Raw genomic sequence first — 14,627 nt, 5'->3', positions numbered from 1 at the left:
TTTATTGATTTTTACCGATTTATTTTGCCTCGCCGGTGATTTGATAAACCAATGATTGCGAAAGTGATAAGATGATACTGAAGAGCATGGCTGTCCAAAACGAACTCACCTCAAATCCGTCGACAAACTCGTCACAAAGCAAGATGATAATCGCGTTGATTACCAACAAAAATAAACCCAATGTAAAAAAGGTTATCGGCAAGGTTAACAGTACCAAAACAGGTTTTACGAAAAAATTCAACAAGGCTAAAACGACTGCTACTGTTAATGCGGTGGTGAATTCGTTAACAATTACGCCTTTCATTAAATAGGCGATTGCCATTACTAAAACGGCGGTTATAAATATTCTGAGGAGTAGTTTCATAAAATTTATTTTTAATCAAATATGCAAATAAATTTCTATATGCCATAAAATTTAGTTCATTTTCCGGAAAGCAACCTTTAATTTCTATTACAACATTTTTTTTACTAAACATCTGTTTATCAGTTACAAAAGTTAATTATTAAAAATAAAAAAAATATTGCCTATATTTGTTTTTATTAACTTTTAATAAAACCGATATGAAAAAATTATTACTTTCTTTTTTACTAATTGGCAGTTTGAATTTATATTCTCAATCTACAATTTTTGCTGAAAACTGGGATGGTATAGGTCCTGGGATTGATGAATGGATATTATACAATTTAGACAACAGAACACCTGTAGGTCCTGGAGGAACAGAGGGTGAAGCATTGTCTTATTTAATACAAGATGCTTGGACTGTTTTGTCTTTGTTTGAAATTCAAGAAGCAAACGAAAATTTTGAATATGCCTATCCTGCTGCGGCAACCGGCATGGCTGATAATATCATTGCCAGCAATTCTTGGTATACTCCCGTTGGAGTGGCAAATGACTGGCTGGTTTCTCCTCTAATTGAGATTCCTGCAGGTGCTACTGGGGTTACACTTAAATGGGCTGCAACAAGCTTAGGAAGCTCTTCATTTTTAGAAGATTATCAGGTTTACATTTCGCCAACAGGTGGTCCGGCAGTAGCTAATTTCACCACATTATTGTTAGATGTTAATAACGAATTAAACACAGGAAATTACAGAACGGTAGCACTAAATGGATATGCAGGCACTTCGATTAGAATTGCTTTTAGAAACGATGGAAATGACCAATATGTAATGTTTTTAGACAATATTTCAATTGATGGTACATTGTCGAGTACTGAGTTTACTTCATCAAAATTTTCGACTTATCCAAACCCTGCCAATAACTTAGTTACCATTTCAAACAACGAGAACATCTTAGTTTCAAACGTAACAATCACAGATATCAATGGAAGAACTATTAAAAATGTATCTGTTAACAATTTGTCAACGGTTCAGATGAACGTCTCTGACTTGACTTCAGGAGTTTATTTTATGAATATTGATTCAGATTCGGGTAAGGCCGTTAAGAAATTTATCAAAAGCTAACTAGCTTAAATAAATTATAAAAAAGCCCTTTTCAGTTGAAAAGGGCTTTTTTAATTTTAATTTTTTGAAGTTTCATTGGCAAATACAAATACTTAATTACAATGAAGCAATAGACTTACTCAAAAACCTTTTTAGAAAAAAGTTAATTTTTACTAAACAAAATTTATATTTAATATATTTGCAACATTAACTTAATATATTCTAATTATGAAAAAATTATTACTATCTTTTGCATTATTAACGTCACTTTATGGCAGTTCTCAAATATTATCTGAGGGATTTGAAGGTGCAACTTTTCCTCCAACAGGATGGACAACTCAAACACAAGTAGCAACAAGATTTTGGAGACCAACCACGGACTATTCGGCTACTACTCAAGCAACCTTCAATATTACTGGTGCAAAATCTGCCATTATTGCTTGGATTCTTGATCCAAATGACGCCACTTTAACCAGCCCTACTTTTAGCTTGGATGGTTATGCAGATGCTACCTTTAGTTTCAATGCTAAAATAGGATATGAATACATGGTGGCACCATTTCCTAATGGAGATTTAAATGTTCAAATTAGTGACAATGGTCTAGATTGGACTACTCTATGGGTAGAAGAAGACTATGGCCCTTATGACGATTATGAAACTTTGGCTGTTTCCTTAGATTTAGCTGATTATGTAGGACTATCAGGCCTTCAAGTTAGATTCCAGTATTTAGCTACTGATGCTGACACTTTATCAATTGATGACGTTCTAATCACTGGAACTTTAGGTGTTAATGAATCATTTGCTAATAAGTTCAGCACTTATCCAAATCCTGTTGACAATACAGTTAGCATCTCTAACAACTACAACATCCTTTTAACTGATATAAGTATTACTGATGTTAACGGAAGAACAGTTAAAACCCTAAGAGTAAACAACCTTTCTCAAGTTGAAATAAATGTTTCCGATTTAAATTCTGGTGTATACTTTATGAATATCAACACTGATTCAGGTAAAGCAGTTAAGAAATTTATCAAAAGCTAAACAGCTTTAATTAACTATAGAAAAGCCCTTTCAATTGAAAGGGCTTTTTTTATTTTAAAAAACTTAAGCTTTCCTCAAAAAACAACTTTGGGTTTTCGGCATGAAGCCAATGGCCGACATTAGGAATCGTTACTAACTTGAAATTAGGAAAGTGTTTTTGAATGTGGACTACATCGCTATCTAAAATATATTTAGAATTGCCTCCGCGGATAAACAAGGTTGGTTTATCAAAATGATTTTCTTCAGGCAAAGCTTCACCTATTGCTTCTATTTTGGCATTAAAAACCGTTAAGTTGAATCGGAATGCTAATTGTCCGGGCTCAACCCAATAGAGATTTTTCATTAAGAATTGGCGTGTTCCAAAATCCGGAATAAACGGATACAAAGTTTCTTCAACTTCGGCTCTGTCAGGTTTTGTTGAAAAATCAACGGCATTCAATCCTGCTAAAATATCTTGATGATGCGGTGCATAATATTTTGGCCCGATATCAGCAATAATTAATTTTTCTACTAAATCAGGATAAGCAGTTGCTAAAAGCATAGCTACTTTTCCACCCATAGAATGACCTATGATGTTGATATTTTTTAAATCATGACCTTGGCAATACTCTAACACATCGCTTGTCATTACTGAGTAACTAAAATCTTCTGAATGAAAACTTCTTCCATGATTGCGCAAATCAAGCATGTGTACCTGAAAACCTTCAGCCGCGTACAGCGACCCGAAGGATTTCCAGTTATCACTCATACCCAGAAAACCGTGAATTATTATTAGTGGCTTGCCTTCGCCTTCAATTCTTGAGTGTAACATTATTTCAATTTTTGCAAATACATATTTACTACATTGTCCAAACCAAGATACAATGCTTCTGAAATCAAAGCATGACCAATGGAAACTTCCAATAAACCGGGAATATTTTCTTTAAAAAACTTAATGTTATCCAAACTTAAATCGTGGCCGGCATTAATCCCTAACCCTAATTCATTGGCCAAAACCGCAGCTTTTACATACGACTCGATTCCGGCTTTATTACCCAATCCGTATTGGTGCGCAAATTCCTCAGTGTATAATTCGATTCGGTCTGTTCCTATTTTTTTGGCACCTTCAATCATATTCAAAATCGGGTCAACAAAAATAGATGTTCGAATACCATTTCTCTTGAATTCGGCAATGACTTCTGTTAAATAATCTTGGAATTTAATCGTATCCCAACCGGCCGAAGACGTAATTGCTCCAATCGCATCAGGAACCAAAGTCACTTGATCAGGTTTACATTCTAAAACCAAATCGATAAAATTGTGTTGTGGATTACCTTCGATATTGAATTCAGTATAGACAATTGGTTTTAAATCACGTGCGTCTTGATAGCGAATGTGTCTCTCATCCGGTCTTGGATGAATAGTGATTCCTTGTGCTCCGAATTTTTGAATGTCTTTGGCAACTTGCAATAAATCGGGCACATTGCCACCTCTAGCATTTCGCAAAGTGGCTATTTTATTGATGTTAACGCTTAATTTTGTCATGCTTTATTTTTTATCCACGAATTCGCAAATTATTGTTTTTCAAACCTAGGAAATCTACAAATTATTAGGTAAATTAATTTTTAGACAAAAATACAAAGTTAAGCAAGTCGGCATGTCCCAAAATTTGATTATTTTGCAGTCGCTAAAGAAAAGAATACATGAGAGAACTTTCAGAATATGTCAATAACGATTTTAAACCTTTTTCGAACCAAGAAAAAGTAGCAGAAATTCAGGATTTTTTTGCCGAAAGTACTTTTTCCCATTTTCCTGTTTTGGATCATGGAATTTATTTAGGTTGTATCTCTTCGGTTGATGCTGAAACTTTTGAAACGCAAAAAAACTTAGCCGATTACCGTTATGCTTTAGAAGGTTTTTTTGTTAGGATTGGAATGATTTGGTTGGATGTTTTAGAAGTTTTTGCAAGAAACAATGCTAATTTGGTTCCGATTTTAGATGAAAATAATAAATATGTTGGTTATTACGAAATCACAGATGTGATCAAGTTTTTAAACGAAACGCCTTTCTTAAAAGAAACCGGCGGCATTATTGTGGTTGAAAAATCAACCAATGAGTATTCGATGAGTCAAATTGCTCAAATTGTAGAAAGTAATAACGGCAAGCTTTTAGGCATTTTTGTTTCGGAAGCCAATGCGGAAAAAGTGCAAGTAACTGTTAAAATCACTTTGGGCGGCATGAATGAAATCATCCAAACGTTTCGTCGTTACAATTATGAAATTATTTCTGAACACCAAGAAGACAACTATTTGAACAATTTGAAGGAACGTTCTGAATACTTGGATAAATATTTAAATATGTAAAATTGAAGTTGGAAGTTGGAAGTTGGAAGTTGGAAGTAAAATTCTAAATTCTGACCTCTGGAATCTGACGTCTGATAACTCATTACTATGAAAGTTGCCATCTTCGGACAATATTATCAAAACGACACGCGACCGATTATCAAGGATATTTTTGTTTTTTTCAACAGAAACAATATAGAATTGGTCATTGAAGAAAAGTTTTTGAAAATATTATATGAAGAAAAAATTGTTGAAAAACAATACAATACCTTTTCCATTCATTCTGATTTAGACAACAGTTTCGACATTCTTATCAGTATTGGCGGCGATGGAACTATTTTAAGAGCCGCAACTTTTGTGCGTGATTCAGGTATTCCCATTTTAGGGGTTAATGCCGGAAGATTAGGTTTTTTAGCCAAAGTACAAAAGGAAAATATTGGTGCTTTTTTGCAAATCGTACTTGAAAAAAAATATACCATCTCCGAACGATCATTGTTAACTATTGAATGCTCTCCAAACAATTCGGAAATCGACATTAATTTTGCCATGAATGAAGTTGCTGTAAGTCGAAAAGACACCACTTCGATGATTACTATTGAAACTTTTTTGAATGGTGAATACTTGAACTCTTATTGGGCAGACGGATTGATTATTGCCACGCCAACCGGTTCCACCGGCTATTCATTGAGTTGTGGCGGACCAATTTTAACTCCCGAGGTAAAGGGATTGGTAATAACCCCTATTGCGCCCCATAATTTAAACGCACGACCATTGGTTATTCCAGACAATACTGAAATTACTCTAAAAGTTTCGGGTCGAGAAGAACAATATCTGGTTTCTTTGGATTCAAGAATCACCTCGGTAGATAACCATTCGATCATTAAAATTAAGAAAACACCATTCAATATTAATATGGTGGAAATTCCGGAAGAAACCTTTTTCAAGACGCTTCGAACCAAATTACTTTGGGGTGAAGACAAGAGAAACTAGAAAAAAATCCATTCATTTTATACTACAATTCTAAAAAAATCGTTTTAGAATAGAACCTTGCTAACCTTGGTAATTATCAGCACTTTATTTTATTTGGCAGAAATCCGAAATTCATGCTATATAAGTACTGAGAATTATTATATTTGCACGCTATTTTCAATTTGATGAAAAAGATTTTAGTATTATTTTTTTGTTTGGTTTTCCAAAATATTTTGACCGCACAAATCAACGAGATTGGTGTTTTCTTGGGCGGTAGTAATTTCATTGGCGATGTGGGTAAAACCAATTATATTGCTCCAAATGAATTGGCTATCGGTATTTTATATAAATGGAATAAAAGCCCTAGACATTCGTATAGATTTTCCTATACGCAGTCAACTATTACAGGAAATGATTTAGACTCTGAAGTTCCGGGAAGGAATTTGAGAGGTTATAAATTTAAAAATAACATCAAAGAGCTTTCAGCCGGGATGGAATTCAATTTTTTTGATTTCAATCTACACGAAACTTTGAAAAAGAAAATAACACCATATGTCTTTACAGGTCTTTCCTATTTTGCCTACGATGAATTGTATGTAATTAATGGACAAACAAAGAAAGACTATACCGAAAGCACTTTTGCCATTCCAATGATTGTTGGCGTCAAAAGCAATATTTTTGACAACATCGTTTTGGGCTTTGAAGTTGGTGCAAGGTATACTTTCACCGATAACTTGGACGGAAGCTTTCCGAAGAATGAAAATTTAGCGCCATTACAATTTGGCAATATAAACAGCAAAGACTGGTATGTTTTCACTGGGTTTACACTTACGTACACCTTTACTGAAAAACCCTGTTATTGCGCAGAATAAAGAATGAATTTACTAGACAAAATAAACAAAGACAATTTACCCAAACACCTTGCCATCATTATGGACGGGAATGGTCGTTGGGCGAAACAGAAAGGTTTATTGCGTGCATTTGGTCATGAAAACGGAACAAAATCAGTTCGAGTTACCGTAGAAACCTGTGCCAAATTAGGCATAAATAACCTTACGCTTTACGCATTCTCAACTGAAAATTGGAACCGTCCCAAGCTAGAAGTGGACACTTTGATGAAACTTTTGATTTCTTCCCTCAAGAAAGAGTTCGAAACCCTTCAAAAAAACAACATTCGATTGAACTGTATCGGGAACATTGATTTGCTTCCTTCCTCAGCAAAAAAAGAACTTTTAAGTGTTATTGAAAAGACAAAAAACAATACCCGGATGACCTTGACATTAGCGTTAAGCTACGGCTCGAGAGAGGAATTGTTAAATGCTGTTAAAATAATCAGTGATAAAGTTAAAAATAATATAATTTCGATAGACACTATTGATGAATCAATTATTAATCAGCATCTTTACACGCACAATCTACCCGATGTAGATTTAGTAATTAGAACCAGTGGCGAACACAGGATCAGTAATTTTCTGCTTTGGCAAATCGCTTATGCAGAATTTTATTTTACAGACGTATTGTGGCCCGATTTTAAAGAAGACGATTTATATGAAGCGATCATTAGCTATCAAAAAAGAGAACGACGATTTGGAAAAACAAGTGAACAAATTAAATAAAATTTCAGTGCAGATTACACCCTCAAGAATATTTCTAATTATCTTATTTTTTGGAAGTATTTTTCAATTACAAGCCCAAGACAGACTGCCTTTTGAACAAGGAAAAAAATATATTTTAGCAGACGTTAAAGTAAATGGAAAAATCAGTTATAACGAGCAAACAGTAGTTACTTTTTCCGGCTTGGAAAAAGGACAACAATTGACGGTTCCCGGAGAAGAAATCAGTAATGCCATTAAAAAATTAGGAAAACTTGGACTGTTTAGTGACATCGACTTTTATGTAAACAAAACAGAAGGTGACAGTATTTGGCTTGACCTTGATATCGTAGAATTACCAAAATTAAGTGAAGCAAAAATTCAAGGCGTAAAAAAATCGAAAACGGAAGCTTTAATCAAAGAAAACAATCTAACAAAAGGTAAAATTGTTAATGAGAATCTGATTACAACGACCAAAAACTACATCGAAAACAAATACAAAAAAGACGGTTATTACAAAACTAAAGTCTTTATAACCACAACACCTGATACTACTGAAGGCAATCAAGTAAAAATGTTGGTAAACATTGACAAAGGAGACAAATTAAAAATCTCCAAAATCAATTTTGATGGCAACGAAAAATTCTCAGACAAGAAACTGAGAAAAGCCATGAAAAACACCAAACAAATTAATCCTATACGAATTTTCAAATCCTCTAAATTCATCAAGGAAAAATACCAAGAAGATTTAACTTCTATCGTTGAAAAATATAAAGAAAAAGGATATAGAGATGCCCGAGTAATTAAAGATTCTGTTTTTTTAAATGAAAAAAAATCTAAACTAGCCATCAATATAAAAGTAGAAGAAGGAAGAAAATACTACTTTGGTAATATCAAATTCCTTGGGAACTCTGTTTACTCAGATCAATTATTAGAAAGAGTATTAGGAATTAAAAAAGGGGAAACCTATAACGGCGTTTTATTAGAAAAAAGAATCGCTGACAAGTCAAAACCTGATGGTGATGATATAACAAACTTGTATCAAAACAATGGTTATTTATTCTCCAACATCAATGCAGTTGAAGTAAAAACCGCCAATGACACTATCGATTTTGAAATTAGAATAATGGAAGGTCCAATTGCTTATTTCAACAACATTACTGTAGTAGGAAATGACAAAACCAATGACAGGGTAATTTACAGAGAACTTAAAACCCGTCCGGGACAAAAATACAGCAAAGAAGATCTAGTAAGAACCATTCGTGAAATTGGACAATTAGGATTCTTTGACCCGGAAGCCATTGATCCAAAATTCAAAAATGTTGATCCGGCCGCAGGAACAGTCGATATTGAATACAACGTTGTTGAAAAAGGATCAAGTCAAATCGAACTACAAGGCGGTTACGGTGGAGGTGGCTTTATTGGAACTTTAGGTTTGTCTTTCAATAATTTCTCGGCCAGAAATATGTTTAAAAAAGAAGCTTACAAACCATTACCAATGGGTGACGGACAAAAAGTGGCCTTGCGTTTACAAGCCAGTTCTTTCTTCCAAACCTATAGTTTGTCTTTTTCTGAACCTTGGTTAGGGGGTAAAAAACCAATTCAATTTTCTACCTCTTTGTCACACAGTAAACAATTTTTATACTCCGGACGCTCGGCTAATGTTGACCGAACTAAGAGTTTTAACATCACTTCTTTGTCTGTTGGGTATGCCAAAAGATTAACGGTGCCGGATGATTTCTTTGTATTCTCTAATTCAGTTAGTTTCCAATACTATGATTTGAACAACTACAATACCGGTTTGTTTACTTTTGGTGATGGTGCCTCGCGCAACTTGGCTTTTTCACTTGGACTGAGCAGAAATAATAAAGGAGTAAACCCAATTTATCCAACTTCGGGTTCTGAATTTAGTTTTTCAGCCAAATTCACTTTGCCGTATTCTTTATTTAATGGTATTAATTATGGTGATTTAGAAAACCAAGCAGCCTACAAATTAAAAAACAAAGGTGTAGGCTATTTCGACTCTAATAACAATTGGGTGCCTACTGGCGCTCTTGTTGATGGTATCGGTGGAAATGTGGTAACCAACTTAGAAGATGCTGCTGTTGATCAAGGTAAAGTAGACCAAGAAAAATTTAACTGGCTGGAATACTATAAATTAAAATTCAAAGCCGATTGGTACACAAGACTAGCCGGAACACAATCAAAGGCATTGGTTTTAAGAGCTTTGGGTGAGTTTGGATACTTAGGCGCTTACAACAACGGTCGCGGACTAGTTCCGTTTGAAAGATTCTTTTTGGGCGGAGACGGTTTGGCTAACTTTTCTTTAGACGGTCGTGAAGTGATTCAATTAAGAGGTTACCCTAATCAATCCTTATCTGATCAAGATGGAGCAACGGTTTACAATAAATTCTCATTAGAACTAAGATATCCTTTAACATTGAAAGCTGCGGCATCGATTTATGCACTAACTTTCCTGGAAGCCGGTTCATCTTATAATTCTTTTAAAGAATACAATCCATTTGTATTGCAACGATCTGCCGGATTTGGTATTAGAATTTTCATGCCGGCATTTGGTTTATTAGGGATAGATTTTGCCCACGGGTTTGATGCAGTTCCTGGTTTTAATCAAAAGAATGGTTGGGAAACACATTTTATAATTGGTCAACAATTTTAATTATATTTGATATATTATTTCTAAATCATAATCGTATGAAAAAATATTTTGCAATATCAATATTACTTATATCCTTTACTTTTGAGGCTAATGCCCAAACAAGAGGTATAAAAATTGGTTACATCGACATGGAATATATACTGCAAAATGTTCCTGACTACACAGAAGCCAATAACCAATTAGAGCTAAAAGCTCAAAAATGGAAACAAGATATTGAAACCAAAAAAGTTGAAATTGCAAAGTTAAAAGATGCCCTAAAAACCGAAAAAGCATTATTAACCAAAGAGCTAATCGATGAAAGAGAAGAAGAAATCAAGTTTCAAGAAGATGAACTTTTAGATTTCCAACAAAAGAGATTTGGTCCTAATGGCGATTTAATGACTCAAAAAGCTGTATTGGTTAAACCCATTCAAGATCAAGTTTTCAATGCTGTACAAGATATTGCAGAGCTAAAAAAATACGATTTTATCTTTGACAAATCTTCTGATTTAACCATGTTATTTTCGGCTAAAAGACACGACATCAGCGACCAAGTAGTTAGAGCCATTACCCGTGCGGAAAGAAGAGAACAGTTGTCTAAAAAAGAATTAAAAGAACAAGAAAAGAAGGAATACCAAGAAGATGTAGAAGATGAAAATCCTGCTCTGGCTGCCAGAAAAAAAGCTTTAGAAGATAAAAAAGCAGCTCGAGATAAGTTAATTGAAGATCGCAAACTAGCCGCCGAAGCCAAGAAAAAAGAGCAAGAAGACAAAAGGAAAGCATTATTGGAGGAAAGAGAAGCTAAAAAAAATGGCACGGTTCCTGCTAACGATAAAACAAATGACAAACCGGCAACTCCTGAAAACAAAAAAGTTTCTGATTCAACAAAAGTGGAGTCTGCCCCAAAAGATACAAAAGCAGCCGAGAGAGCAAAACTTGTAGAAGACAAGAAAAAAGCTTTAGAAGAAAAAAAGAAAAAAGTTCTAGCGGATAGGGAAGCGGCTAAAAAAGCCAAAGAAGAAAAAACCGGTGAACCGAAAAAAGAAGAATAAACAATAATAATTAATTAATACCTTTAAAAATGAAACGATTGAAATCATTACTAATAGCTACTGTATTGTTTTTAGGAACAAGTCACACCATCAATGCCCAAGCTAAAACTGCACACGTAGATGTAAATGAAATTATTTCTAAAATGCCGGCAATGTTAGATGCTCAAAAGCAATTGGAAAAATTGAGCGCCACTTATGATGCGGAATACAAAACAATGGCTGAAGAATATCAAAAGAAAATTCAAAAATACGACCAAGAAGCCTCTACTGTTGGAGATGCCGTTAACGCAACCCGTCAAACAGAAGTACAAGACTTAGTAAAACGCATCACTGATTACAGAGACAATGCGCAAAAAGAATTGCAAAAGAAAGAAACTGACTTAGTAAAGCCTTTGATGGAAAAAATCAAAGCTTCTATTGCTAAAGTAGGAAAAGCTAAAGGATACCAATACGTTTTAAATGTAGCTGATTTACTTTTAGCTGACGGTCCGGATTTAACGGCTGACATTAAAAAAGATTTAGGTTTCTAAAATCTAAAATACAAACTTGAAAACTGCTCACCTGAAACTTTAGGATTGAGCAGTTTTTTTTTACTTTTGTTTTTATGACAAATAACAATCCCATAGGCCTTTTTGATTCCGGTGTTGGCGGTACCTCTATTTGGAGAGAAATTCATGACTTGCTTCCCAACGAAGACACCGTATACTTAGCCGATAGCAAAAATGCACCTTATGGACAAAAGTCAAAAGAAGAAATTATCGCGTTAAGTATTAAAAACACCGAATATCTTCTCAATCAAAATGCTAAAATCATAGTCGTAGCTTGCAATACCGCCACCACCAATGCCATCAAAGAATTGCGCGCCAAATATGACGTTCCGTTTATTGGAATTGAACCGGCTATAAAAACTGCCGCAATAAATTCTGAAAAACACGTGATCGGAATTTTAGCCACAAAAGGAACTTTAAATAGTGAACTCTTTCACCAAACAGTAGAAAAATACCAAGACACTAAAATCATTGAACAAATTGGTGTGGGTTTAGTAACATTAATTGAAAACGGTGAAATCAATTCGCCCGAAATGAACCAATTACTTCACGCCTATTTAGAACCTATGATTGAAGCCAATATCGATTACCTCGTGCTCGGTTGCAGCCATTATCCTTATCTGATTCCTCAAATCAAAAAAATCCTCCCAAATCACATTAAAATCATCGATTCAGGGGAAGCTGTAGCACGGCAGACAAAGAAAGTTTTAACAGAAAGTGTCGGCCTGAGTAATGATACCAAAAAAGGAAATGTACTTTTCTATACCAATGCCAATCCAAAGGTCTTAAGCGATATCCTAAACAATAAATACGAAGTAAAAAGGAAAGATTTTTAGGAGCACAACATTTAATATTCTTTGAACCATTGACCCGCTATCCGCTACAATCTTTTTTGCTTGTCATGTTGTCCCGATAGCTATCGGGATGTCGAAGTACAAGCAAAAAAGGATTTCCACTACTATCGGGGCTATAAATCAAGTACAGTTCTTTTAGCACAATCAAAAACCAATGTCCACTGGACATTCTCCTCTTAACATCAAACTATCAAGACTAGCTAAACGTTTAGTTTTCTTAGAAAAAATAACCGACAGCCACCGGCAGTCCTCCTTTTAATTTCAAATTTCTTTAAACCAGCTCGAATACATCACATAGTTATTCGAAATACGCTCAATCTCACCCGCAAAGTCCGATTGGTCAATGTCTTTCACTTTCTTTGCAGGAACACCGGCATAAATCGTCCCCGATTCTACTACTGTGTTTTGAGTAACCACAGCTCCGGCCGCAATAATCGAATGGCTTTCCACTATACAATTGTCCATCACAATTGAACCCATTCCAATCAATACATTGTCATGAATTTTACAACCATGAACAATCGCATTGTGACCTATAGAAACATTATTCCCTATTTCAGTTGGATGCTTTTGATAAGTACAGTGAATGATAGCACCATCTTGAATGTTGACCTTATTACCGATTTTGATATAATGAACATCGCCTCTAATGACGGCATTAAACCAAACACTACAAGAACTGCCTAACACAACATCGCCTACGATAGTGGCATTTTCTGCCACATAACAATCACTTGGAATTTGAGGATATTTACCGTTTACTGATTTTATTACCATAAAAAAAATAGTCCCGAGAATATCGGGACTTATAGTTAAAATTAATTAATCGCTGGACAATTACAGTGGTATTTCTCAGGAGCACAGAATAAATTTATACCCAAGGTAATTTGATGAAAACCTCCGTTATCAAAATTTACATTTCCTAACAAATGTGAATAAGTATAAGAGAACACATAATTTTTAAAGTTCACCCCTAAAATAGGGGTTATATATTGCATTTTTTGATCAGAAACAGCATTTCCTTCCACAAACTGAGCACCATCAAGACTTCTTCTGTAAGAGATTCCGCCCCATAATTTTCCAAATTCCAACTCTTTGTAAGCTTTGATATTCAAATCAACTGTCTTCTCTTGAGTCTGAGTAACCAACTGGAACATAAATGATGGCTCCCAAAGAATTCCTTCTTCATCTCCAAAAGTATAACCTGAATTCAAAATGAACCTTCTTAAGTTAACCGGCTCTCTGTCTGAATATAACTTTCTGTCACTGGCCAAAGCATTTTTTACTGTAGCATGAACATAAAAATCAAGGAAATTATAAGAAGCTCCAATATCAACATTAAAATAAGAAGCTCTTTGAATTGAATTAAAAATTAATGGATCATAAGTAGGATCATTTGTATAAAACGTACTTTGATCTAAACTACTTTGCACAAAACCGGCACTCATACCAAATGAAAGTTGATTTAAGTCAACTCTGTCACGAGAAAACATCAAATGATGCGCATAAGTCAATTTCATACCGGTTTGAGAGTGATATCCATTCTTGTCATTAAAAACAATGATACCACCGCCCGATCTTTCGCCTAACGATCCGTTAAAACTTAACGTTTGTAGAGCCGGAGCATCTTCTTGACCAAACCATTGTTGTCTTGCCGTTAGTCTGAGCTTAGCACAATTTGCAGCTCCCGCCATAGAAGGATGTAACAAATAATAATTGTCTGATAAATAATCAGAATAAACAGGCAATCCTTCTTGAGAATTTGAAAGCTGTGATACAAAAAGTATAGCTAGTAGACAAAGTTTTCTAAAATTCATTTTAATTTATCTTTTTAATGAGAAATGGGCTTTAAATTGTTTCATTGTGTTTTGCTCCGGATAATCCACCGTAAACCAGTAATCCGTTGAAGGCAATGGCTGGCCGTTGTAGGTACCATCCCATCCATCTCCTGCCGAACTGATTTGTTTCAGTAGTTTTCCGTAGCGGTCAAATATATAAATTTTTGTTTGATCTGCATAATTAAATAATCCTACCACATTCCATGTATCATGAATACCATCACCATTCGGAGTAAAGTAATGTGGGTAATCTATTACTTGTACATTATTAATGATAAACTCCTCACAGCTAAAGGCCAATCCGCCCTCAGTATCC

Annotated in this window: 16 protein-coding genes; 10 read left to right on the top strand and 6 right to left on the bottom strand. The window is 34.7% G+C overall.

Annotation, left to right across the window (positions count from 1 at the left end; all coding sequences use genetic code 11):
- Positions 1 to 19 precede the first annotated feature (19 nt).
- Positions 20 to 364 (bottom strand): phage holin family protein, encoded by a 345-nt coding sequence (locus tag ACK4R1_RS04395; protein ID WP_409684092.1) that lies wholly within the window; start codon positions 362 to 364, stop codon positions 20 to 22.
- A 197-nt stretch (positions 365 to 561) separates the two neighbouring features.
- Between ACK4R1_RS04395 and ACK4R1_RS04390 the strand changes: the two genes are divergently transcribed.
- Both ACK4R1_RS04390 and ACK4R1_RS04385 read left to right on the top strand, forming a co-directional pair.
- Positions 562 to 1,461, top strand: coding sequence for a choice-of-anchor J domain-containing protein (locus tag ACK4R1_RS04390; protein ID WP_409684090.1), 900 nt, complete (start codon positions 562 to 564; stop codon positions 1,459 to 1,461).
- 207 nt (positions 1,462 to 1,668) lie between these two features.
- Positions 1,669 to 2,481 (top strand): T9SS type A sorting domain-containing protein, encoded by an 813-nt coding sequence (locus ACK4R1_RS04385; RefSeq protein WP_409684088.1) that lies wholly within the window; start codon positions 1,669 to 1,671, stop codon positions 2,479 to 2,481.
- Positions 2,482 to 2,530: 49 nt separating this feature from the next.
- Here the strand turns inward: ACK4R1_RS04385 and ACK4R1_RS04380 are convergent, their stop codons facing one another.
- Together ACK4R1_RS04380 and ACK4R1_RS04375 are read right to left on the bottom strand one after the other, a co-directional pair.
- On the bottom strand, positions 2,531 to 3,292 hold the full coding sequence (locus ACK4R1_RS04380) for an alpha/beta fold hydrolase (RefSeq protein WP_409684086.1): 762 nt from the start codon (positions 3,290 to 3,292) through the stop codon (positions 2,531 to 2,533).
- Positions 3,292 to 4,005 (bottom strand): pyridoxine 5'-phosphate synthase, encoded by a 714-nt coding sequence (locus tag ACK4R1_RS04375; RefSeq protein ID WP_409684084.1) that lies wholly within the window; start codon positions 4,003 to 4,005, stop codon positions 3,292 to 3,294. Before ACK4R1_RS04375 ends, ACK4R1_RS04380 begins: the two co-directional genes overlap by 1 nt.
- Positions 4,006 to 4,163: 158 nt before the next feature.
- Between ACK4R1_RS04375 and ACK4R1_RS04370 the strand changes: the two genes are divergently transcribed.
- The 8 genes from ACK4R1_RS04370 to murI all read left to right on the top strand — a co-directional run bounded on the left by ACK4R1_RS04370 (position 4,164) and on the right by murI (position 12,455).
- On the top strand, positions 4,164 to 4,823 hold the full coding sequence (locus ACK4R1_RS04370) for a CBS domain-containing protein (protein ID WP_409684082.1): 660 nt from the start codon (positions 4,164 to 4,166) through the stop codon (positions 4,821 to 4,823).
- An 87-nt stretch (positions 4,824 to 4,910) separates the two neighbouring features.
- Complete coding sequence (locus tag ACK4R1_RS04365) at positions 4,911 to 5,792, top strand: NAD kinase (protein ID WP_409684080.1); 882 nt, start codon at positions 4,911 to 4,913, stop codon at positions 5,790 to 5,792.
- Positions 5,793 to 5,956: 164 nt separating this feature from the next.
- Positions 5,957 to 6,643: a DUF6089 family protein gene (locus tag ACK4R1_RS04360; protein ID WP_409684078.1), complete on the top strand. Its 687-nt coding sequence runs from the start codon at positions 5,957 to 5,959 to the stop codon at positions 6,641 to 6,643.
- A 3-nt stretch (positions 6,644 to 6,646) separates the two neighbouring features.
- Positions 6,647 to 7,387, top strand: coding sequence for an isoprenyl transferase (locus tag ACK4R1_RS04355; RefSeq protein ID WP_409684076.1), 741 nt, complete (start codon positions 6,647 to 6,649; stop codon positions 7,385 to 7,387).
- Positions 7,320 to 10,040, top strand: coding sequence for an outer membrane protein assembly factor (locus ACK4R1_RS04350; protein WP_409684074.1), 2,721 nt, complete (start codon positions 7,320 to 7,322; stop codon positions 10,038 to 10,040). The genes ACK4R1_RS04355 and ACK4R1_RS04350 overlap by 68 nt, the downstream gene beginning before the upstream one ends.
- A 35-nt stretch (positions 10,041 to 10,075) precedes the next feature.
- Positions 10,076 to 11,071 carry an OmpH family outer membrane protein gene (locus tag ACK4R1_RS04345; protein ID WP_409684072.1) on the top strand — a complete coding sequence of 332 codons (996 nt, stop codon included), beginning with the start codon at positions 10,076 to 10,078 and terminating at the stop codon, positions 11,069 to 11,071.
- 29 nt (positions 11,072 to 11,100) lie between these two features.
- Positions 11,101 to 11,601, top strand: coding sequence for an OmpH family outer membrane protein (locus tag ACK4R1_RS04340; protein ID WP_409684070.1), 501 nt, complete (start codon positions 11,101 to 11,103; stop codon positions 11,599 to 11,601).
- 74 nt (positions 11,602 to 11,675) lie between these two features.
- Positions 11,676 to 12,455 carry a glutamate racemase gene (gene murI, locus ACK4R1_RS04335; RefSeq protein WP_409684068.1) on the top strand — a complete coding sequence of 260 codons (780 nt, stop codon included), beginning with the start codon at positions 11,676 to 11,678 and terminating at the stop codon, positions 12,453 to 12,455.
- Positions 12,456 to 12,734: 279 nt separating this feature from the next.
- Here the strand turns inward: murI and ACK4R1_RS04330 are convergent, their stop codons facing one another.
- From ACK4R1_RS04330 to ACK4R1_RS04320, 3 genes are all read right to left on the bottom strand, one after another.
- Positions 12,735 to 13,250: a gamma carbonic anhydrase family protein gene (locus ACK4R1_RS04330; RefSeq protein ID WP_409684067.1), complete on the bottom strand. Its 516-nt coding sequence runs from the start codon at positions 13,248 to 13,250 to the stop codon at positions 12,735 to 12,737.
- 41 nt (positions 13,251 to 13,291) lie between these two features.
- Positions 13,292 to 14,290, bottom strand: coding sequence for a type IX secretion system membrane protein PorP/SprF (locus tag ACK4R1_RS04325; protein ID WP_409684065.1), 999 nt, complete (start codon positions 14,288 to 14,290; stop codon positions 13,292 to 13,294).
- A 6-nt stretch (positions 14,291 to 14,296) separates the two neighbouring features.
- The coding region (locus tag ACK4R1_RS04320) for a T9SS type B sorting domain-containing protein (protein WP_409684063.1) at positions 14,297 to 14,627 on the bottom strand (331 nt) is incomplete at its 5' end.

The organism is Flavobacterium sp., assembly GCF_046293665.1.
Lineage (GTDB): Bacteria > Bacteroidota > Bacteroidia > Flavobacteriales > Flavobacteriaceae > Flavobacterium.
Note: the sequence above shows the minus strand (reverse complement) of the source record. Positions and strands in the feature narration are given on the sequence as shown.